Origin of the sequence: Hyphococcus lacteus (assembly GCF_041058985.1) — a bacterium.
GTDB lineage: Bacteria > Pseudomonadota > Alphaproteobacteria > Caulobacterales > Parvularculaceae > Hyphococcus > Hyphococcus lacteus.
The window spans coordinates 2,485,007-2,505,920 of record NZ_JBEHZE010000001.1 but is presented as its reverse complement, the minus strand read 5'-3'; the positions used below and the strand labels follow the sequence as shown (position 1 = coordinate 2,505,920).

Sequence of the window (20,914 nt, the reverse complement as noted above, 5' to 3'; positions counted from 1 at the left end):
ATATGACAAGCACAAAGCGATACAGCGCCGTCGCGGTTGCCCTTCATTGGGCAATCGCGGTTTTGATACTCGGCCAAATCGCCGGTGGCTTGTTTATGCATAATCTGCCGAATAGTTCGGTGATTAAGTTTGATCTTTATCAACTCCATAAATCTTTTGGGCTTTCGATCCTTGCACTGACGTTTTTCCGCCTGGCGTGGCGTTTATCCCATCGCGCGCCGACATTGCCGAGTAAAATGCCCCAATGGGAAAAACTGGTCGCCCGCGCAACTCATTGGGCGTTTTATGGTTTGATGCTACTGACGCCATTGGCCGGTTGGGCAATGGTGAGTGTTTCACCTACGGATATTCCGACCAAGTTCTTTGGCATTATTCCCGTGCCGCATTTGCCGTTTTTCGGCGGAGTGGTGGACCGTGAAAGCGCCGAACATCTTTGGGCCGAAGTTCATGAATACCTTGCGTTCACAATTTTGTTCTTATTGGTACTTCATGTTGGTGCTGCGCTAAAACACCATTTTTTCAATAAAGACGATGTGTTGCGATCAATGTTACCATCCAACGCCAAGCCTTGGATTGGGATCGCAGCAATTTTTACAGCGCTGGGTTTAGGCTCGCTGGTATATCTCTTGGTTCCCGCAACGAACAGCAACACCGGTGAAATCGCGCATTCAGAAGCCGGTAACTGGGCCGTTGACTACGATCAAAGCAAGATTGTTTTCATCGGCGAGGAAAAAGGCAAAAGCTTCACGGGTGCTTTTAACCAGTTTAGTGCAGAAATAGAGTTCGACCCGGCGGCGCTGGAACAATCAAAAATTGAGATCGTTGTAGCGACCAGTTCTGCGACCACAGGCGATAGCTTGCGCGATTCAAACATTCCCGGAACCGAATGGTTTGACACAAAAAATTATGACGAGGCGCGCTTTAGATCGACGGAAATCCGTTTGACTGAGGGGAGCCGCTATGAGGCAGACGGTATCTTGCAGGTAAAGTCTTATGAGCAGCCAATTATGCTTTCATTTGATCTCAATATCGACGGGGATGACGCGATTGCGAATGGCGGCGTTGATTTAATCCGAACCAATTACGGGTTGGGCGAGAACACAGCGTGGTTGGACGACGAAGAAATCGCACTGAATGTCCGCGTCAACTTTGAAATTCATGCGACGCGCCGCAATTAAGCGGCGCGACCGCTACGTGGCCTAGTACCCACAGGTTTTTCATCAAAAAGCTCTGCGAGTTTATCAATCATTGCACCTCCTAGCTGATCGACGTCAACAATCGTCAGTGCACGCTCGTAATATCGCGTAACGTCATGGCCGATACCAATCGCGAGGAGTTCGACCGGTGAGCGGGTTTCTATAAATTGAATAACCTCTCGTAGATGGCGCTCAAGATACGCGCCGCCATTAGCCGAAGATGTGGTGTCATCTACCGGCGCACCATCAGAGATAACCATCATGATGCGGCGCGATTCTGACCGTCCCAACAAGCGGTTGTGCGCCCATTGAAGGGCCTCGCCATCGATGTTCTCTTTCAAAAGGCCTTCTTTCATCATCAAGCCCAGTGAAGTGCGCGAACGACGCCACGGCGCATCGGCCGGTTTGTAAACAACATGACGAAGGTCGTTCAGGCGGCCCGGATCTTTGGGGCGGCCATCCGCCATCCATTTTTCGCGGGCTTGGCCGCCTTTCCAAGCGCGGGTTGTAAAGCCAAGAATTTCGACTTTGACGCCACACCGTTCAAGTGTGCGGGCTAAGATGTCGGCGCAGATGGCCGCGATTGTAATTGGCCGCCCGCGCATCGAACCCGAATTGTCGATCAGCAATGTTACCACCGTATCGCGGAAGTCCTGTTCCTGCTCCATCTTGTATGAAAGCGCCTGCATCGGATCGACGATGACCCGCGCAAGGCGCGCCGCATCAAGAACACCTTCATCAAGATCGAACGACCAGCTTCGGTTTTGTTGCGCCATTAATTTACGCTGAAGCTTATTAGCAAGACGTGCGACGACGGCATGAAGGTTTTCAAGTTGACGGTCTAATGACTTGCGAAGACGTGTTAGTTCTTCTGGGTCACAAAGGTCTACAGCCTCTGCGATTTCGTCGTACTCGGTCGTGTAGGCATGATAAACAGCGCCGCTATCGCCATCGAACTGGGACTTGAGCGACGAAATTTTCGCGTTCTCACTCGCGCCGTCATCGTCCTCCATGCTGGTGTCCATTTCTTGCTCGGACATCTCGGTATCACCAGCATCGGCATCACCCGTTCCGGGATCTTCCGGCATCTCATCGGGGCCCGTTTCGTCATCGCCGTCGGCGCTGTCATCGTCTTTATCGTCGTCGTCCTGACTATCTTCGGCACTTTGTTGACTGCTTTGGTCGCCTTGATCATCGTCATCAAGGTCAAGATCGTGGAGAAAATTCCGAACGAGCGATGCAAAAGCTTCTTGGTCATCAAGATTGTCGGTGTTCGCCAGCGCATCGAGCGAGGCACCCGCGCGTGCTTCTAGGTCGGCGCGCCAAGTATCCATGATTGTCGAGGCGATTTCCGGGGCTGGACGCCCGGTGATCCGCTCGCGCAAAAGAAGTGCTGCGACGTCAGGAATGGGCGCGGTGTCTGAGGGGCCGAGGCGTTCAAAGCCTTTGTCGCTGATGGACTTCGCGAGGGATGCCGCAAGATTGTCGCCAACCCCTTTTAACGCAAGATCGCCAATCGCTTCACAGCGGGCATTCTCAAGTGCGGTGAATACCGCGCGGGCTTCGGCACCATTTGGTGCGAGGCGCATATGTGCGTCCGGGTCGTGGTGGGCAAGCCGAAGCGCAGCGGCATCACCTTCGCCACGGGCGATGGCGGCGCTTTCCTTGTCAATAATGCGGGACGGAAGCGGAATCCGAGCCGACTTTCCCTGCACCTGAACATGGTCACCGCCAAAGGCGACCTCAGCTTCATGTTGGGCTGATAAGGCACGTGCCGTATGCAGTAAGGCCCGTTTGAAAGATTCGCGTATTTGTTCTTTGTCGTTCATGACGGCGATCATAGGCGCGGGCGAGCAAAACCCCAAGAGGACGTTTCACCTCAGCTTGCGCCAAGAAGTGACAATAACAAAGGCCCCGCGAATGGGGCCTTTAGGGTCAATATAATTACCAGATTTGAACGCGTTCTTCTGGTGGAAGGTAAAGCGCGTCATCTTCGCCAATATCAAATGCGTCATACCACGCGTCCATGTTCCGAACGACACCATTGACCCGATACCGGGCAGGCGAATGAGGGTCGCTGGCAATTTGGTTTTTCAAGGCTTCCTCGCGAACGATGCGTTTCCAGACCTGAGCCCATGCCATAAAAAAGCGTTGATCGCCGCTATAGCCACCGATCTCTGGTGCCTCTTGTCCGTTCAACGAAAGCTTATAGGCGTGATAGGCCATAGCGAGTCCGCCAACATCGCCAATATTCTCACCCATTGTTAGTTCGGGGTTTACGAAAAACCCCTCAACAGGTTCGTAGCTAGAATATTGCTCACCAAGCTTTTCAGTTAGTTTACTGAAGTTTTTAGCATCTTCTGATGACCACCAATCCCGCAACATCCCGTCGCCATCCGACTTGCGGCCTTGATCGTCAAAGCCGTGGCCGATTTCGTGGCCGATCACCGCGCCAATACCGCCATAATTTACAGCTGGATCGGCATACGGATCAAAAAACGGTTCCTGTAGAATCGCCGCAGGAAACACAATTTCATTTCGCGGGGGTGAGTAATACGCATTGACCGTCTGGGGTGTCATGCCCCATTCGGTTTTATCAACGGGACCGCCGAGGCGAGAGATTGAATAATTCCAATCAAACGCAACCGCGTTTCGCGCATTCTCATAGGCTTTACCTTCGGTCACGATTAGGTCTGAATAATCGCGCCATTTATCAGGATAACCAATTTTGGGCGTAAATTTTTTGAGCTTGGCATGGGCTTCTGTTTTTGTGGCTTCGCTCATCCATGGCAAGTCTGTTATACGCTCATCCAGTGCAACGCGCAGATTTGATACGAGATCCTCCATTTGCGCTTTGGATTCGGCGGGAAAAAATTGCTCCACATAAACTTTGCCGACGGCTTCGCCCATTGCGTTATTGACGGCGCTAACACCACGCTTCCAACGTTCACGTTGTTTCGGCGTGCCACGAAGTTCTGTACCAAAGAATGCGAAATTCGCGTCGTCTAATGCACTCGGAAGGACAGCCGCATTTTCATTGAGCAGATGGAATTTCAAATAGGCTTTCCAAGTTTCTACCGGGGTGTTCGCAAAAATCGTCGCGAGATTTGCGATCGCGTCGTCTTCACGCACTACAAACGAAGTCTCGTTTCCTAGTCCTGCAGAATCGAGCAGGGCATCCCATGGTATGCCGGGCGCGAATGATTTTAGCTCATCTAAGGACTTAAGATTATAAGTAAGGTCGCGATTACGTCGCTTTGCTGGCTCCCAATGAACTTCCGCAATGCGGGTTTCTAGGTCCATGATTGATTTAGCCTTGGCGGCCGCATCATCAACACCAGCGAGACTGAGTGTCTTTTCTATATAGGCGATATATTTGGGGCGCTTGTCTGAAAACTTTGCATCGAGATAGTAATCACGGTTCGGAAGGCCGAGACCGTATTGCGTGATATAGGTGATGTATTGGTCAGTCTTTTTTGAATCGACGCTGACATAAGCGCCAACTGGTGACATGGCTCCAATACGCGGATCACCCATCGCGCGGGCAACATCTTCATGCGAAGTAAGCGCATCAATTTTGGCAAAGTCGTCTGCGACGACTTCGAATCCATTCGCATTGATTGCGTCGACATCCGTAAAGGCTGCGTAGAAATTACCGATTTTGTCTTCGAGTGAACCAGCAGGAGGATTCCCTGATGCCGCCGTTTCAATAATCTTTTTCACGCGGTCTTCCGAACGTTCAAACAAGACCGTAAAAGATCCATAGTTTGAGAATTCGTCCGGGATCTCAAAAGTATCGAGCCATTTGCCATTGACGAATTGATAGAAATCATCGCCCGGATCGATTTCGGAATTGATGTCCGAAGGCTCGACACCCCAATCGCCGAGAGCTGCACTATTAGATTCTACTGTTGTTTTGTCTGATTTTTCTTGCGCGGTGCCAGTGGGATCGCTCTGCTGGCTGCAAGCGGCAAGCGCAAAGGCGGCTACGCTACAAAATAGAAATTTTTTCACGGTGTTCTCCTCGCGTGATTCCGGTCGTCGAAGCTTGACGTATTCCCCTATCGCGACTTTGTTTATTTTGTTCCAAAGCGCAAGCCGAGTGGGGTGAAGCGTTGCAGATAAGCGCTAAGGTGCCCGCGCCCAAGAGGAGCGTGCTAATTTGTCTAATATCGGCATTTTGCGGCGCACAATCTGACTTGCCGCCTGGAGACGATTCAGCCATGGTGCGCGGGATTTTTAGTAAAGCCGTAAAGAGGACAAAGACATGGACCTGAAATCCGTAATCCGAACCATTCCGGATTATCCAAAACCAGGGATCATGTTCCGGGATATTACGACGCTTTTGACCGATGCACGGGGCTTTCGCCGGGCGGTAGATGAATTGGTTCAACCGCTTGCCGGCGCAAAGATCGACAAAGTCGCGGGCATTGAAGCGCGAGGGTTTATTCTCGGTGGTGCGATCGCGCACCAGCTTTCCGTTGGATTTGTACCCATTCGGAAAAAAGGCAAGCTTCCCTTTGAGACAATCGGCGAGACCTATGATCTGGAATACGGCACCGACGAAGTTGAAATTCATACGGATGCAATAGAAAAAGGCGAACGAATTTTGCTTGTCGATGACCTTATTGCGACCGGCGGTACTGCGGGAGCTGCGATTAAGCTAATCGAACGCGCTGGGGGCGTCGTTGCCTTGTGTTCATTCGTTGTCGATCTTCCAGACCTTGGCGGCGCTGAAAAACTCCGTGCGCAAGGGATGAACGTGACGGCATTGGTGGAGTATGAAGGCGAGTAACCACGTGGTGGCGCAGTTTGAGGGTGTCCGATCCAGTCGACCCATGCCATAAAGGCTATTGGCTCAGGAGGGCGTTGCGCATGAAAAACCTAGTTTACTCAATTTTGTTTGGCTTCACCTTGGCTGGTAGCGCTATTGCTGCGGATCTCGAAGAAATAAAATCGCGTGGTACATTACGTGTTGCCGTGGCCAGCCTTTCGCCCTTTGTTATTAGTGACGATGAAGGCCATCTGCGTGGATTCGAAATCGATTCAACGACCGGCTTAGGCGAACATTTGGGCGTCGATATTGAATATATTGAAAAGCCGTTTTGCGAATTGGCTGACGCAGTGCTGGAAGGCGAAGCGGACATGATCGCTTCAGGCTATTCCAACATGTCTTGGCGCCGTCGTCTTTTAGATTTTTCATTACCGTACCATGACACCGAATATTTTGTGGTCGTAAGTAAAAAAGCGGCCAAACGCGGAAAAACCGTCCGCGGCCTCAATCGCAAAGATATCACTATTGCATATCAGGAAGGCGGCGTTTCAGGTGAGGTGGCAAAGGGCGAATTTTCTGGCGCAGAGCTTAAACCCTTTAGTTCTTTTACTCAGATCGTTGACGCGCTTGAAGATGGCTCGGTCGATGGTGCCGTAATGTTCGAGCCCTATTTGTCTGTCGCGAAAGATATCAAATCTACGAAATATGTTATTCCACACAAATATGCGTTGACCCGGACGATTGAGGCGTTTGCCGTTGATCAGAATAGCGAAGATCTGCGTGAAGCGTTAAATGAATGGGTGATCCTCCGCGACCTCGAAGGGTATTGGGACGACCTTGAAAAGACGTGGTTTAATCCCGAAAACATGGTTGTTAGTGCGCTGCCACCATATCGGTGCCCGAGTATGATTGCTGTTCAGTAGTCGCAAGCGCATTACGGGCCTTTCTTTCCAAACTGCAATTATTGTTCTTGGAACAATTTTACATTTGCCTTGTTGGCGGTGGCGTAGTTTGGAAAGGACGGACTATTATGAATAAGTTACTGATTACTGCCGCCGCGTCAGCACTATTGTTGCCGCTGAGCGCAAATGCAGAACAAAACAAAAAAACTGAAATGAACGCCGAAGCCCATGCTGAGATGAAGCAAGGCGACATGAAGGCGGGCAAAGCCAATCACGACAAAACCAAAAAAATGTCGACGAAATACGAAGCCAATGGCACTGTATGGATGAGCCCAACATCGCTTAGTGTTAAAGAATTATTGGGTGAGGGTATTCGCGGCGCGAATGGCGACCGTATCGCGCGCATCGACGACCTTGAAATCGATGCACAAGGCAATGCTAGCAAAGCCGTCTTTCTATCCGGCGGCATTTTTGGTTTAGGCGGTACGCGAGGTGCGCTTGATTACAAGCAAATGGACATCGCTATAGACAATGATCATGAGCCTATTGTTTCGGTTTCGCTAAGCGAGGAAGCTGTTCAATCCGTTGCGGAATATAAAACCGAAAAAATGAATGATTATAGTCTCGCGTCTGAGATTATTGGTGCGAAGGTCGATCTTCAGACTGCCAATGAAAACGCCGATGATGACGCTGTGATCAATGACCTAATTCTTTCATCGGACGGTCGAATTGAGCATGTTCTGGTGCAGAAAAGCGCAATTGGCAGCATCGGAATGGGCGAGCGTTATGCGGTTGCCTACTCTAAACTTGCGGTCGAGCAGGGTGATGGCGGCCTCGTTCTAGACCTTTCCGAAGCCGAATTGACGGCAGCACCGCGCTTTAGCGATAGCCGGAATGCGATGCAAAACACCTGGGATAAAACCCGCGATGGTGTGAAGGACGCAGCCGACAATGTTGGTGACGCCGCTGACGATGTTATCGATCAATAGTCGATAAATTTGACTGGAAAAGGCCGGCTTTTGCCGGCCTTTTTTGTGCGCTCTATGTGTATCCCGAGATAGATTGCGGGTCGGAGCCCGCAATGACGGTGGCGGTTCGGGCGCACACTTCTCCACCGTCATCCCGCCTTGATCCGGGATCCACTGTCTATGCTGCGCGTTTGCGTTTCGTTGTCTTCTTTTTGGCGGGTGCCTTTTTTTTGGGACCGAGCAGTGGTTTCAAGAATTTTCCTGTATAGCTTTCAGATACGGTCGCAACATCTTCGGGCGTTCCGGCGGCCACAATCGTCCCGCCACCATCACCGCCCTCGGGGCCTATGTCGATAATCCAGTCGGCCTGTTTGATCACGTCAAGGTTATGTTCGATAACGACAACTGTATTACCGCCCTCGGTTAGCTCTTGAATGACTTCCATCAGCTTACGGACGTCTTCGAAATGAAGGCCCGTTGTCGGTTCATCAAGAATATAAAGTGTGCGGCCTGTCGCGCGCTTTGATAACTCCTTAGAGAGTTTTACCCGTTGCGCTTCGCCACCCGAAAGGGTTGTCGCTTGTTGACCGATCTTTACATAGGAAAGCCCAACACGATTGAGGGTCGCCAATTTATCGCGGATCGACGGAACAGCTTTGAAAAACTCTGCGCCTTCTTCGACAGTCATATCGAGAATATCGGCAATCGATTTGCCCTTGAATTTAACCTCAAGGGTTTCGCGGTTATAGCGTTGGCCCTTGCAGACATCGCAGGTCACATAAACATCGGGTAGAAAATGCATCTCGATTTTGATCACGCCATCGCCCTGACAAGCTTCACATCGCCCGCCTTTGACGTTGAAGGAAAAGCGCCCCGGTTTGTATCCGCGCGCTTTTGCTTCCGGCAGACCCGCAAACCATTCGCGCATCGGCGTAAATGCGCCTGTGTATGTGGCGGGGTTGGAGCGCGGTGTACGGCCAATCGGGGATTGGTCAATATCAATAACTTTGTCGAATTTCTCTAAACCCGCAATTTTATCATGCTCTGCGGGCGCGTCTTTACTATTATAAAGACGGCGCGCCGCGGCTTTATATAAAGTCTCGATCACCAAGGTCGATTTACCGCCGCCGGAAACACCAGTGACACATGTTAATAGTCCGATGGGCACCTCTGCGGTCACGTTTTTAAGGTTGTTCGCACGCGCGCCGGTAATTTTGATGGTCTTGCGTTTATCATACACTCGGCGATCCGTAGGAACGGGTACTTCGCGGCGTCCAGCAAGATAATCACCAGTCAGCGAACCTTTGGTGTTCATAATGTCTTTGACCGCGCCTTGCGCCACGATCTCGCCACCATGAATACCCGCACCCGGACCAATATCGACAACATGGTCTGCTGTACGGATGGCATCTTCGTCATGCTCAACAACAATGACCGAATTACCGAGGTCGCGCAGATGGCGTAAAGTTTCCAACAATCGTTCATTGTCGCGCTGATGAAGACCGATTGACGGCTCATCAAGAACATAAAGAACGCCGGTCAAACCGGACCCAATTTGTGAGGCAAGACGGATGCGCTGGCTTTCACCGCCGGAAAGCGTGCCGGATGCGCGTGACAAAGTCAGATAATCAAGGCCGACATTATTGAGAAAAGAAAGCCGTTCGCGGATTTCTTTTAGAACGCGTGATGCGATCGCGAGTTCTTTTTTCGAGAGCTTTGTTTCTAATTCATCGAACCATTTTCCAGCGGATTGGATAGAAAAGGCCGTTGCCTCGGAAATCGAGTGTTTATTAATTTTGACCGCCAACGCTTCTGGCTTCAGGCGCATGCCGTTGCAAGCTTCGCAATCGGTTATGGATTGAAAGCGCGACATGTCTTCGCGAACCCAGTTACTATCGGTTTCGCGCCAACGCCGTTCAAGGTTGGGGATGACACCTTCAAAGGGTTTGATTGTTTCAAATTTTCGTGCGCCATCGGCGTAGATGAATTTTACTTCCTCATCGCCGGTACCGTAAAGAACGACAGAACGCGCATCATTATCAAGTTCATCCCATGGAACGGTGATTTTGAACTTATAATGCCGGGCTAAGGCCTGAAGCGTTTGTGCATAATAAGGTGAGGTACCTTTTGACCAAGGTGCGATTGCACCGCCATTTAGTGGTTTCGTGCCATCAGGCACCACTAATTCTTCGTCGAAGATCATCTCTGTACCTAGACCATCGCAAGAAGGGCAGGCACCGGCGGGCGCATTGAAGGAGAATAAGCGCGGCTCAATTTCATCAATAGTGAAACCTGAAACGGGGCAGGCGAACTTTGCAGAAAAAATGGTGCGTTGCGGCGCGCCTTCGTCACCTTTTTTGTCAGCGCTTTCAGCAATGGAGATACCATCTGCAAGCTCAAGCGCGGTTTCAAATGACTCAGCTAAGCGGGATTGTACGCCATCGCGTATAACGACGCGGTCAACGACGACCTCGATATCGTGTTTGATCTTTTTATTGAGTTTAGGCACGTCGGCGATTTCATAATATTCGCCATCAACTTTGACGCGCTGAAAACCTTTTTTCATTAACTCGGTAAATTCTTTTTTATATTCACCTTTTCGACCACGGATGATGGGGGCCAATAGATAAAAGCGCGCGCCGTCATCTTCTTTCATCAACCGATCGACCATTTCCGTCACAGTTTGCGACGTAATGGGAAGCCCCGTTGCGGGCGAATACGGCACACCAATGCGTGCCCATAAAAGGCGCATATAGTCATAAATTTCTGTGACCGTGCCGACAGTCGAGCGTGGGTTGCGCGATGTTGTCTTTTGTTCGATCGAAATCGCCGGAGACAGGCCATCAATTTGGTCCACATCCGGTTTTTGCATTAGCTCAAGAAACTGACGTGCATATGCCGATAAACTTTCGACATAGCGGCGTTGGCCTTCGGCGTAGATTGTATCAAATGCGAGCGACGATTTGCCGGATCCGGACAATCCGGTCATGACAATCAACTTGTCGCGCGGCACTTCCAACGTCACGTTTTTTAGATTGTGTTCACGTGCGCCGGCGACGCGGATTGATTTCAAACTCATATGGGCTTCTTTATTTCATCGAGTGACTGCAGTCGTGACCAGGCGCGGCATATAGGGATAGAGCCGAAAAATGCCAATGAATGTCCTATATATCGACGTTGACAGAAAGAACAAGGTGTGAACATTTGTCAGCCTGTCGAGTGCAGAAGATGTGATGGTGGGGAGAACCAATCATTGAGCTTGATGGAAAATCGAGCGATTAGCACAGGCAAGAAAGAATTCGGGTAGTTCAGGAGAGTCTCATGGCAGGCAGCGTCAACAAAGTCATTTTGGTAGGAAATCTGGGTGCCGACCCAGAAGTACGTAAGTTTCAGAATGGTGGATCTGTTTGCAATCTGCGTATTGCGACGTCTGAAAACTGGAAAGATAAAAACACGGGTGAGCGTCGTGAAAAAACAGAATGGCATTCTGTTGCGATCTTTTCCGAAGGTCTTTCACGCGTTGCCGACCAATATTTGAAAAAAGGTTCCAAGGTTTATATCGAAGGCCAACTCGAAACACGCAAATGGCAAGATCAAAACGGTAATGATCGTTATTCAACCGAAGTTGTGTTGCGTAATTTCAATTCAACGCTCGTAATGCTCGACGGAAGAAGTGGCGGCGGTGGCGGTGATCGTTTTTCAGATCGCAACGCAGGCGGAATGTCCGATCAAGGTCCATCTTCGGGCGGACAAAGTTACGATATGGACGACGACATTCCGTTCTAAACGCAAAAACGAATCAAAAATTGCAAAAAAATGCAAATGCGCGCGCTTAGCGTTGCGCATATACAATACTTTTTTAGGAAATTAAGTTACAGTTTCTCTTTCAACGCATGATTCGGAGGTGAACCATGGCGGTAAAGAGAAAAACTACGAAGCGTAAAGCGGCTAAGAAAAAAACCGCGAAGAAAACTGTAAAGCGTAAAACAACAGCTAAAAAAGCGACTAAGCGTAAAGCTGTGAAGCGGAAAGCACCCGCTAAAAAAACGACGAAGCGCAAAACGGCTAAGAAAAAAACCGTAAAGCGGAAGACAGCTAAGAAGGCTGTAAAACGCAAAGCGCCGGCCAAGCGGAAAACAGCTAAGAAAAAAACCGCAAAGAAAAAGACGGCCAAAAAAACAACAAAGCGCAAAACAGCGAAAAAAGCTGTAAAACGTAAAGCTCCTGCGAAGCGTAAAGCTCCGGCAAAACGCAAGGCACCAGCCAAACGCAAGACTGCGAAGCGCAAAACAGCAAAACGTAAGACGACTAGACGCTAATTTGGCGTGATTTTCGGCGCATTCCGCGCTGAGAGTTCGTTTTTGCTAATTACCACTCGCATTTCCGGTGTTTTGAAGCATCGCAAAATGCAGCAGAGGGTTTTTTCATCGGGCCGAGTAAATGTTTTACGGGCCGGTGACATGCGGGGGCAGTCCGCAACGAGATAAATCGAGCACTTAAACGCTCGCCAACACCGGAATTCTTTTAGGATTCAACAAAAGCCCCGGCGCGATTACCGCCGGGGCTTTATTTTTAGCTGTTCGTTTGAATTCCGTATTTGTTTAATGAGAGATGTGGCGATCTGATATTGAAAACCCTGCCGGCCTTTTATTTGCCATGCTTTGAGTGTTTGATCGGTGATACGCAAACATCCGGGGAGGGATCAATGAAATACATCACGGAATGTTTCAAAAAACGCATGTCAAAAATTCAAAACGTGCAAGTAAAATTTCGCATTGCACCATTGTTCGCGACAATGTTTTTGATTTCTGCATGCGTGACACCTTCAGATGCTACGCAATGGGCTGCACAGGGATTTTTAACCCCGGGTCCGACAGGTGAGCCGGAACTAATCGGCCTTTATGAAAGTGAGAATGAATGCCGCGATGCTGGCGAAGCATGGATGAGTCAACAAGTTGTTGGCAATCCAGTTTTTGCGAATTGCCTACCGGTTGATCACAATTAAAAAATTAAATCTCAAACCGATCTAATGCTGCGCTCGTGCCGACGCCGCTTGGGCTGGATGCTCCGCCCAGCACATAAATTGCATTGCTCAGCGTCACTGCGCCTAATCCATGGCGAGGACGTGGCATAGCGGCCACCGCACGCCACGCATCTTGATCGGGATCATATTCCCATGCTTCCGCAAATACGCCGCCATCACCCGGTTTGAAATACTCACCGCCAAAGACGTAGATTTTTCCGTTCAACACCGATGCCGCTAAGCCAGCTTGTGCTTTAGGCATTGGTTTTGCGGCTTCCCAGCGATCCGCGAGTGGATCGTAGACATCGACAGCACTCGTGTTGCCGTCGCTAACTGTGCGGCCGCCAATTACATAAAGAACGCCGTTCACCACTGCGCCTGCCGATGAATTTCGCGCGCGTGGAAGCGGCGCAAGGCTGTGCCACCGATTTGATGCTGCGTCAAAATACCAATGTTCGTCCGTGTCGATATGGTCAGCCCATTGGGCGTTGGAACTTCCCGCAGGTGCGCGACCGCCCACCACATGGATATAACCATTCAGTGAGAGACAAATGCTTTCTGCTTGTGGATGCGGGAGGGGGGACATCTGATCCCAACGACCGTTCAGGTCGCGAAGACGCAAACATTCGGATTGCATCTGCCAACCGCTGCGTTGATTCCGCGCAAAACCACCAATGCCGTAAAGGATGCCATTATTGTTCACCAATGCGAGGTGATGACGCGGCGCGGGGAGCGGTGTGCCAAAGCCCCACGCATCATAAGCTGGATCATAAAATGTCACGGCGTCCGTGACATTGAATTCGACGTCATTGGGTATGAGTCCGCCCGCATTCACGAGAATATCAAGTGGTTTAGGTTTTAGGGATGGACCGGGATCGGATGATTTACGAAATGCGGCGGGGTAAATTTCCTGAACAGGAAAGGGCATATCCCGCAATGGCGTCCAAGCACCGGTTAATCCGTTTGCCTGGACATTCCCAACCATGCCAAGCGACATGGCTGCGCCGCTTCCCAGTACGAAACCTCTTCGGTTTATAATTGTCATTTTACGCACCCCCTTTACGCGCACTGAGCATCCCCGGCTCAGGCAAATTCCACCATATCACATAAACCACTGCTGTGCGGATAATAGAATACCCGCTGAAAAGCGCCAGCCGGAGTATATTGCACGCGCGAGCGAAACTAAAATCGGATGGTTTAGTTTGCCGGTTTTATAGCAGCACAGGCAACACGCGCGCCGGCACCGCCGATCGGTTGTGTCATGTGATCGTCAGCGTTTGTATGAATGATCATCGCAAAACCATCTTCATCCATAAGCGGATACGGACCCGCTTCTGCGGCTGCGGCTTCGCTGGGATAAAGCGCAATGGTCGTGTTGAAAATTTCGGCGGTCGCGCGGCCATCTGGACCGGCATAAATATTCGGTATGTCTGCCCGTTCGGGACCATCCGGGTTCAAAAGTCCATGGGCGCGATCATCGGGATCGATATGGCCACCGGATGCCTTAAAGCCCTCGGCACCATCACTGCAGTCCGCGACCTGATGAAGGTGGATGCCGTGCCACCCTTCGCTGAGACCTGCGACGTCAACACGAATAAGAACACCTGCGCGGGGCGCATTTTTGAAAACGGCATAGCCAATTTGATTACCCTCAGGGTCAATAAAGGTGGATGCAGCGTCAGCCCAATCCGAGGGGGCGAGGGTAGTCAATAAAGAATCCCCGTTTGATGTCACTGAAGCGGTGCTCGAGCCAGTATCATCAGTTTTTCCACAGCCTAAGAGAAAGATTGTCGAAGCGACGGAAATACTGAGGATTTTGGTCTTTGAGATCATGCTTTTTCCTGACAAATTTGCTGGTTAATGCTACCCTATATGTTAGCGCGAATAAACTGCGCAATAAACAGGGCAAATGCTTGGCTTTATTGGGGGGCAATGCTAGGCAGAGCAGTTCATTTTTAACTGATTCCAAAAGGTTCTTTCGTGGCCGAAGACAACGGCGATTTTCCCGATAATTCAGACGAAAACACCCCGCCACAATTAGGCGACGGCATATCGACCATCCACATCGAAGAAGAGATGCGAAAATCGTATCTCGACTATGCGATGAGTGTGATCGTGAGCCGTGCGATTCCTGATGCGCGCGATGGGTTGAAGCCAGTTCACCGCCGTATTTTATGGTCGATGCATGAAAATGGCTATGCGTATAACAAGCCATACCGCAAATCTGCGCGTGTTGTTGGTGATGTCATCGGTAAATATCACCCGCATGGCGACCAATCGATTTATGATGCGTTGGCGCGCATGGCGCAGGACTTTTCACTGCGACTGCCATTACTTGACGGACAGGGTAACTTTGGTTCGATCGATGGCGATCCACCGGCTGCGATGCGTTATACCGAAGTCCGCATGGGTAAACCGGCACATGCGCTGCTCGAAGACATCGAAAAAGACACGGTCGCATTTCAGACAAACTATGATGGCTCGGAGAATGAGCCGATGGTTTTGCCGGCTCGTTATCCGAACCTGTTAGTCAATGGCGCGGGCGGTATCGCCGTCGGTATGGCGACGAATATTCCGCCGCATAATTTGGGCGAGGTTTGCGACGCAACGCTCGCCATGATCGACAACCCTGCAATCACCGATGAAGAACTGATCGAGATTGTGCCGGGTCCCGATTTCCCGACAGGCGGCGTCATTCTTGGCCGCGCAGGTTCTAAATCTGCGTTGTTGACGGGGCGTGGGTCTGTTGTGATGCGCGGGCGCGCAACCATCGAAGAGCTGCGCAAAGATCGCTACGGCATCGTCATTACCGAAATTCCGTTCCAGGTGAATAAATCGGTGATGGTCGAACGTATCGCGGGGCTTGTGCGCGAGAAGAAAATCGAAGGCATTGCGGATATACGCGACGAGTCAAACCGCCTCGGCATTCGTGTGGTGATTGAACTTCGCCGTGACGCCAGCCCGGATGTGGTCCTCAACCAGCTTTATCGTCACTCTCAGCTTCAAACGAGTTTTGGCGTAAACTTGCTTGCACTAAATAGCGGCAAGCCACAGCAAATGGCGTTGCGCGATGTCTTGATGTCGTTCATCGACTTCCGCGAAGAAGTCATTACGCGCCGGACCAAATTTGAACTTAATAAAGCACGCGACCGCGCCCATATTTTGGTTGGTCTTGCGATTGCTGTGGCCAACATCGACGAAATTGTTGCGCTGATCCGCGCGGCCCCCGATCCAGCAACCGCGAAAGCGCAGTTGATGGAACGCGAATGGCCCGCAAAGGATCTTGCACCGCTCGTTCTTTTGGTTGCTGACCCACGCCATATGATGGCCGATGGCAACAAACTGACATTGTCAGAGGAGCAAGCAAAAGCCATTCTTGATCTTCGCCTACAGCGCCTTACTGCGCTGGGCCGTGACGAGATTGGCGACGAGCTAAAAGGGCTGGCCGAAAAGATTGAAGACTATCTTGAAATTCTGCGTAATCGTGACCGCGTTTTGACAATTATCAAAACCGAATTGACCGCCGCGCGCGACGAATTCGCAACCCCGCGACGGACGGAAATTGTTGAGGCCGATGGGGAGGTCGAAGACGAAGACCTTATTCCGCGTGACGAAATGGTCGTGACGGTGACCCATGCGGGTTATGTGAAGCGTACGGCGCTTTCGACTTACCGTGCGCAGAAACGTGGTGGCAAAGGTCGCGCGGGCATGAAGTTCAAAGACGAAGATTTCGTCGCGCAACTTTTCGTCGGCAACACGCACACGCCGTTACTGTTCTTTACGTCAACGGGCATGGTCTACAAACTCAAGCTTTGGCGGATACCTGAGGGCGCACCAAACTCGCGGGGCAAAGCCTTTATCAATCTGTTGCCGCTTGGCCCAGATGAACGCGTGACAAATATTCTGCCGCTCCCAGAGGACGAAGAGTCTTGGGAGCAAATGCAAATTACGTTTGCGACCCGTTCGGGTAATGTTCGTCGCAACAAGTTGTCCGACTTCCAGCGGATCAATCGTAATGGCAAAATTGCCATGAAGCTTGATGACGGTGATCGGCTTGTTGGTGTGCAGCTTTGTCGCGAAAACGAAGATGTATTGCTGACGACTGCGGCGGGTAATTGCATCCGTTTCCCCGTAGATGCGGTGCGCGTGTTTGCGGGACGGACCTCCACTGGCGTTCGAGGAATTCGCCTTGATGAAGGCAATGTCGTTATTTCAATGGCTGTCTTGCACCATATGGATACCAACTCAGAGGAATCGAAAGCCTATCTCAAACATGCGGCGGCTATGCGCCGTGCTGCAGGTGAGAGTGATGCAGAGGATCCGGAAGATAACGAAACGCCAGACGTTGCGATTAGTCCAGAACGATTGGCCGAAATGGGTGCATCCGAGCAGTTCATTCTGACGATCACCGAGAATGGCTACGGTAAGCGAACGTCCTCTTTCGAATATCGTACGTCGGGTCGTGGCGGTAAAGGGATCATCGCTATTCAAACGACCGATCGAAATGGGCCTGTGGTCGCGTCATTCCCAGTCGAGGAAACCGACCAGATCATGCTGGTGACTGATGGCGGGCAACTTATCCGTACACCAGTCAATGATATTCGTCTCGCCGGTCGAAACACTCAGGGCGTAACGATCTTTAGAACGCGTGAAGACGAGAAAGTCGTTTCCGTCGGTCGTGTCGAAGACGTCGATGGTGACGAAGAAGATGGCGAGGAAGAGGGCGAAAGCGAATGACGAAATTGACTGGCCTTTACCCTGGCACGTTCGATCCGGTGACCCTTGGGCATGTGGATCTGATGCAGCGGGCGGTAAAGCTGGTCGATGAGTTGATCATTGGCGTTGCTATTAATCGGGACAAATCGCCTTTATTTACGCTCGAAGAGCGGGTGGCGATGGTTGAACAACAAGTGGCCGAGATCGCGAAAACTAACGATACAACCATTCGGGTTGTTCCGTTTGAGACGCTTTTGATGAAATTTGCCGAGGAGTTGAACGCAAATATCATCATTCGCGGCTTACGCGCAGTTTCTGATTTTGAATATGAGTTTCAGATGGTTGGCATGAATCAGGTACTGAATGACGATATCGAGACCGTTTTCTTAATGGCTGACGCGCGTTATCAATCGATTGCGTCGCGTCTGGTCAAGGAAATTTGCCGACTGAATGGTGACGTTTCATCTTTCGTGCCTGCGGGCGTCGAAAAAATGCTGAAAGCCAAGTTCGCCAAGCCGTAATTTCATTTTTGTCGATTGTGCCCTATATGAAGGGTGGCTGTCGTATTGGGGCGAAGGGCCAGAGGAGTTTCTATATGCGTTTACGGCCATATTTCGGGATATTAGCAGCGCTTGCCATGTCCAGCGGCGCGCTTGCTGATGATGAAGTGAAACAACCCACTTCGCGCGAAATCATTGAAGCGACATCACCAAATGACTGGCGGCCACTTGATCCGGAAAATACGCTTTACCTCGACCTACCGGCGGGCAAGATCGTCATCGAGTTACGCCCGGATTTTGCGCCGAAACATGTTCAGCGTATCAAAGAGCTAACCCGTGAAAAATTCTATGACGGCATAGTTTTTCACCGCGTTATCGAAGGATTTATGGCTCAGGGCGGCGATCCGACAGGCACAGGTACCGGGTCTTCAGAAAAGCCCAATCTTGAGGCGGAATTTACGCGCGATGCGGGCGAAGTCGAAGGGCTCAATGTAATCGGTCGTGACCGGATTGCGCCGCGTATCGGTTATGTCGACGGTATGCCCGTTGCGGCACAGCCCGAAGCACTGCGGACTTTTATCAAAGATAGCCGTGTGGATCTTTGGCCGGTTCATTGCCCCGGTGTCATGTCTATGGCCCGCGCGACAGACCCCAATAGTGCCAATAGTCAGTTCTTTTTGATGATTGGTGACTCGCGATTGAATTTGGACAAACGATACACCGGTTGGGGGTGGATCGTTGATGGCTTCGAAGCGTCGCGACGGATTGTTCGTGGTGAACCACCTGTACGGCCCACGCCAATCATTCGTGCACGGATTGCTGCAGATGTTCCAGAATCAGAACGCGATAACATTAAAGTTCTAAAAACCGGCAACCCTGTATTCCTTCAATACCTAAAGGCCGCTGGCCAGGTTAATGATACAGGTCTCGTGAAAGATATTTGCGAGATACGCGTGCCAATCAAGAAAGACGGAAAGATTGAATTATGACGGACAAGCTTATTCTGACGCTCGAAACGGGTGATGTAACGATTGAAACATATCCCGAAAAAGCGCCAAACCATGTGGCGCGTATAAAAGAGCTTGCCGACGAAGGCTTTTATGACGGGCTATCGCTTCATCGCGTGATTTCTGGCTTCATGGCGCAGATGGGTTGCCCGATTGGCAATGGCACTGGTGGTTCGGGCAACAAAATTGATGCAGAATTTAACGACGTTGGCCATCAGCGCGGTGTGTGTTCAATGGCGCGTGCCCAAGACCCGAACAGTGCCGACAGCCAATTCTTTATCTGTTTTGACGATGCGTCGTTCCTTGATGGTCAGTACACCGCGTGGGGTAAGGTTGTTGACGGCATGGAACATGTTGATGAGGCCAATGTTGGCGAACCACCGGCCACGCCGACCAAAATCGTCAAATTCCGCACTGCTGCCTAAACACCAGTTAATTATTTCTGGTGACAAAATCTAAACGGATGGGCCGCATGAGTTGAGCGGCGCAAACAGGAATACAATTTGTGAACGTCGCCTATTTGATGAACACCTATCCGTTAACCTCGACCACGTTTATCCGGCGTGAAATCGAGGCATTGGAACGACAGGGCATGACGGTTAGCCGTTTTGCCCTGCGCCGATGGGATGACCAATTGGTTGATCCGCTTGATATCGCTGAAATTGACCGTACCCATTATATTTTATCAGGCAATAAGGCGCGGTTACTCAAAGCCTTGGGCCGCGAGGTTATTTCTAATCCGGGCGGCATCTTAAAGGCACTTGGTCCTTGGTTGTCGCTATTGCGGTCGGCCCGTGGCGGCATTGTTCGTCATGTCGCTTACCTGCTAGAGGCAATCTATTTCCGTCAGGTAGCGGCAAAAGAAAATATTGATCATGTCCATGTTCATTTTCTGACAAATTCAACTGCGGTTGCCATGCTTTCTCGCATTATGGGCGGGCCTAGCTATAGCGCGACGGTGCATGGCCCCGATGAATTGACCGATGCGCCGCTATTGGATTTTCCAGCAAAAATTCAGCATGCATCATTTATTGCGGCGATCACAAATTTTTGCCGCTCGCAATTAATTCGGTTCTCGACTATCCGCGCGGGCGACAAGATTAAGATCGTTCATTGCGGCTTGAACCTTGATGATTTCGATGCGACGCCTCCACCGAATAATCGGACCTTTGTCTGTGTTGGGCGTTTGTGTCCGCAAAAGGGGCAGGCGCAGTTGCCGTCTGTGGTGGCTAAACTTCGGGCGGAATACCCGGACGTAAAAGTAATTCTGATTGGTGATGGCCCATCACGAGGCGAAATTGAATCAGAAATTGCCCGACTTAGTGTGGGTGAAAATATAGAAATCACAGGTTGGATGGAGAATGCCAAAGTGCGCGCGGCCATTGGTGAAGCCCGCGCCTTTTTGTTGCCGACCTTTGCTGAAGGACTGCCTGTTGTGATTATGGAGGCGTTGGCGCTCGGTCGGCCCGTGATCTCAACCTATATCGCGGGAATTCCCGAGTTAGTTGATGAAGAATGCGGCTGGATTTTGCCAGCTGGTGATGAAAGCGCATTGATTAATGCGATGCGAGGTGCGCTTGAGGCTTCACCAGAAACGCTGGCGGCGATGGGCGGCGAAGGCCGGAGCCGAATTGAAGCCGCGCACGACGTCAACATCGAGGCCGCGAAGCTCGCTGAGTATTTTGCCGAGAGCACAAACGCCGAGTAGCGTGGCATTCGCGCCACCAGCACGCGAATGTGGCCTGTGCTACATCTCTTAAAACGCGAAAATTGATCTCAATTCCGCATTTGGTGCGTAGTTATCCCCACTTGTCCTGAATAAGCTAAT

At 50.8% G+C, this 20,914-nt stretch carries 17 protein-coding genes; 11 read left to right on the top strand and 6 right to left on the bottom strand.

The window, feature by feature from the left end; translation table 11 throughout:
* The first annotated feature begins 2 nt into the window (after nt 1-2).
* Nucleotides 3-1,178: a cytochrome b/b6 domain-containing protein gene (locus ABFZ84_RS11935; protein WP_369314242.1), complete on the top strand. Its 1,176-nt coding sequence runs from the start codon at nt 3-5 to the stop codon at nt 1,176-1,178.
* Here ABFZ84_RS11935 and cobT read toward each other — a convergent pair.
* Both cobT and ABFZ84_RS11925 read right to left on the bottom strand, forming a co-directional pair.
* Nucleotides 1,175-3,025, bottom strand: a complete 1,851-nt coding sequence (cobT, locus tag ABFZ84_RS11930) for a cobaltochelatase subunit CobT (RefSeq protein WP_369314241.1) — start codon at nt 3,023-3,025, stop codon at nt 1,175-1,177. The genes ABFZ84_RS11935 and cobT overlap by 4 nt on opposite strands.
* A 115-nt stretch (nt 3,026-3,140) precedes the next feature.
* On the bottom strand, nt 3,141-5,210 hold the full coding sequence (locus ABFZ84_RS11925; protein ID WP_369314240.1) for a M13 family metallopeptidase: 2,070 nt from the start codon (nt 5,208-5,210) through the stop codon (nt 3,141-3,143).
* Between the two features lie 253 nt (nt 5,211-5,463).
* On the opposite strand from ABFZ84_RS11925, the gene ABFZ84_RS11920 reads away from it, so the two are divergent.
* From ABFZ84_RS11920 to ABFZ84_RS11910, 3 genes are all read left to right on the top strand, one after another.
* Entirely contained in the window at nt 5,464-5,991 is a 528-nt protein-coding gene (locus tag ABFZ84_RS11920) for an adenine phosphoribosyltransferase (RefSeq protein ID WP_369314239.1), read from the top strand.
* Between the two features lie 80 nt (nt 5,992-6,071).
* Nucleotides 6,072-6,893 (top strand): ABC transporter substrate-binding protein, encoded by an 822-nt coding sequence (locus ABFZ84_RS11915; protein WP_369314238.1) that lies wholly within the window; start codon nt 6,072-6,074, stop codon nt 6,891-6,893.
* A gap of 107 nt (nt 6,894-7,000) precedes the next feature.
* Complete coding sequence (locus ABFZ84_RS11910; protein WP_369314237.1) at nt 7,001-7,861, top strand: hypothetical protein; 861 nt, start codon at nt 7,001-7,003, stop codon at nt 7,859-7,861.
* A gap of 157 nt (nt 7,862-8,018) precedes the next feature.
* On the opposite strand, the gene uvrA is transcribed toward ABFZ84_RS11910, so the two are convergent.
* A complete protein-coding gene (gene uvrA / locus ABFZ84_RS11905; protein ID WP_369314236.1) occupies nt 8,019-10,919 on the bottom strand; it encodes an excinuclease ABC subunit UvrA in 2,901 nt (966 codons plus the stop codon).
* A 242-nt stretch (nt 10,920-11,161) separates the two neighbouring features.
* Between uvrA and ssb the strand changes: the two genes are divergently transcribed.
* Nucleotides 11,162-11,626: a single-stranded DNA-binding protein gene (gene ssb, locus ABFZ84_RS11900; RefSeq protein ID WP_369314235.1), complete on the top strand. Its 465-nt coding sequence runs from the start codon at nt 11,162-11,164 to the stop codon at nt 11,624-11,626.
* Between the two features lie 100 nt (nt 11,627-11,726).
* Here the strand turns inward: ssb and ABFZ84_RS11895 are convergent, their stop codons facing one another.
* Entirely contained in the window at nt 11,727-12,107 is a 381-nt protein-coding gene (locus ABFZ84_RS11895; protein WP_369314234.1) for a hypothetical protein, read from the bottom strand.
* A 438-nt stretch (nt 12,108-12,545) separates the two neighbouring features.
* Here ABFZ84_RS11895 and ABFZ84_RS11890 point away from each other — a divergent pair, with 438 nt between their 5' ends.
* Nucleotides 12,546-12,845, top strand: coding sequence for a hypothetical protein (locus ABFZ84_RS11890; RefSeq protein WP_369314233.1), 300 nt, complete (start codon nt 12,546-12,548; stop codon nt 12,843-12,845).
* Between the two features lie 4 nt (nt 12,846-12,849).
* Here the strand turns inward: ABFZ84_RS11890 and ABFZ84_RS11885 are convergent, their stop codons facing one another.
* The gene (locus ABFZ84_RS11885; protein ID WP_369314232.1) at nt 12,850-13,908 is read right to left on the bottom strand and encodes a Kelch repeat-containing protein; all 1,059 of its coding nucleotides are present in this window, start codon (nt 13,906-13,908) and stop codon (nt 12,850-12,852) included.
* Nucleotides 13,909-14,060: 152 nt separating this feature from the next.
* Nucleotides 14,061-14,696 carry a superoxide dismutase family protein gene (locus ABFZ84_RS11880; protein WP_369314231.1) on the bottom strand — a complete coding sequence of 212 codons (636 nt, stop codon included), beginning with the start codon at nt 14,694-14,696 and terminating at the stop codon, nt 14,061-14,063.
* A 147-nt stretch (nt 14,697-14,843) separates the two neighbouring features.
* On the opposite strand from ABFZ84_RS11880, the gene gyrA reads away from it, so the two are divergent.
* The 5 genes from gyrA to ABFZ84_RS11855 all read left to right on the top strand — a co-directional run bounded on the left by gyrA (nt 14,844) and on the right by ABFZ84_RS11855 (nt 20,794).
* On the top strand, nt 14,844-17,600 hold the full coding sequence (gene gyrA / locus ABFZ84_RS11875) for a DNA gyrase subunit A (protein WP_407067090.1): 2,757 nt from the start codon (nt 14,844-14,846) through the stop codon (nt 17,598-17,600).
* On the top strand, nt 17,597-18,100 hold the full coding sequence (gene coaD / locus ABFZ84_RS11870; RefSeq protein ID WP_369314230.1) for a pantetheine-phosphate adenylyltransferase: 504 nt from the start codon (nt 17,597-17,599) through the stop codon (nt 18,098-18,100). Before gyrA ends, coaD begins: the two co-directional genes overlap by 4 nt.
* Before the next feature lie 74 nt (nt 18,101-18,174).
* Entirely contained in the window at nt 18,175-19,068 is an 894-nt protein-coding gene (locus ABFZ84_RS11865) for a peptidylprolyl isomerase (RefSeq protein WP_407067089.1), read from the top strand.
* Nucleotides 19,065-19,511, top strand: coding sequence for a peptidylprolyl isomerase (locus ABFZ84_RS11860; RefSeq protein ID WP_369314228.1), 447 nt, complete (start codon nt 19,065-19,067; stop codon nt 19,509-19,511). Before ABFZ84_RS11865 ends, ABFZ84_RS11860 begins: the two co-directional genes overlap by 4 nt.
* An 80-nt stretch (nt 19,512-19,591) precedes the next feature.
* Nucleotides 19,592-20,794: a glycosyltransferase family 4 protein gene (locus tag ABFZ84_RS11855; protein WP_369314227.1), complete on the top strand. Its 1,203-nt coding sequence runs from the start codon at nt 19,592-19,594 to the stop codon at nt 20,792-20,794.
* The last annotated feature ends 120 nt before the right edge of the window (nt 20,795-20,914 follow it).

Coding starts and splice junctions, on each gene's coding strand:
- ABFZ84_RS11880 (WP_369314231.1), bottom strand. CDS start 14,696: ATGATCTCAAAGACCAAAATCCTCAGTATTTCCGTCGCTTCGACAATC.
- cobT (WP_369314241.1), bottom strand. CDS start 3,025: ATGAACGACAAAGAACAAATACGCGAATCTTTCAAACGGGCCTTACTG.
- ABFZ84_RS11865 (WP_407067089.1), top strand. CDS start 18,175: ATGCGTTTACGGCCATATTTCGGGATATTAGCAGCGCTTGCCATGTCC.
- ssb (WP_369314235.1), top strand. CDS start 11,162: ATGGCAGGCAGCGTCAACAAAGTCATTTTGGTAGGAAATCTGGGTGCC.
- coaD (WP_369314230.1), top strand. CDS start 17,597: ATGACGAAATTGACTGGCCTTTACCCTGGCACGTTCGATCCGGTGACC.
- ABFZ84_RS11920 (WP_369314239.1), top strand. CDS start 5,464: ATGGACCTGAAATCCGTAATCCGAACCATTCCGGATTATCCAAAACCA.
- uvrA (WP_369314236.1), bottom strand. CDS start 10,919: ATGAGTTTGAAATCAATCCGCGTCGCCGGCGCACGTGAACACAATCTA.
- ABFZ84_RS11890 (WP_369314233.1), top strand. CDS start 12,546: ATGAAATACATCACGGAATGTTTCAAAAAACGCATGTCAAAAATTCAA.
- ABFZ84_RS11910 (WP_369314237.1), top strand. CDS start 7,001: ATGAATAAGTTACTGATTACTGCCGCCGCGTCAGCACTATTGTTGCCG.
- ABFZ84_RS11860 (WP_369314228.1), top strand. CDS start 19,065: ATGACGGACAAGCTTATTCTGACGCTCGAAACGGGTGATGTAACGATT.
- ABFZ84_RS11915 (WP_369314238.1), top strand. CDS start 6,072: ATGAAAAACCTAGTTTACTCAATTTTGTTTGGCTTCACCTTGGCTGGT.
- ABFZ84_RS11885 (WP_369314232.1), bottom strand. CDS start 13,908: ATGACAATTATAAACCGAAGAGGTTTCGTACTGGGAAGCGGCGCAGCC.
- ABFZ84_RS11935 (WP_369314242.1), top strand. CDS start 3: ATGACAAGCACAAAGCGATACAGCGCCGTCGCGGTTGCCCTTCATTGG.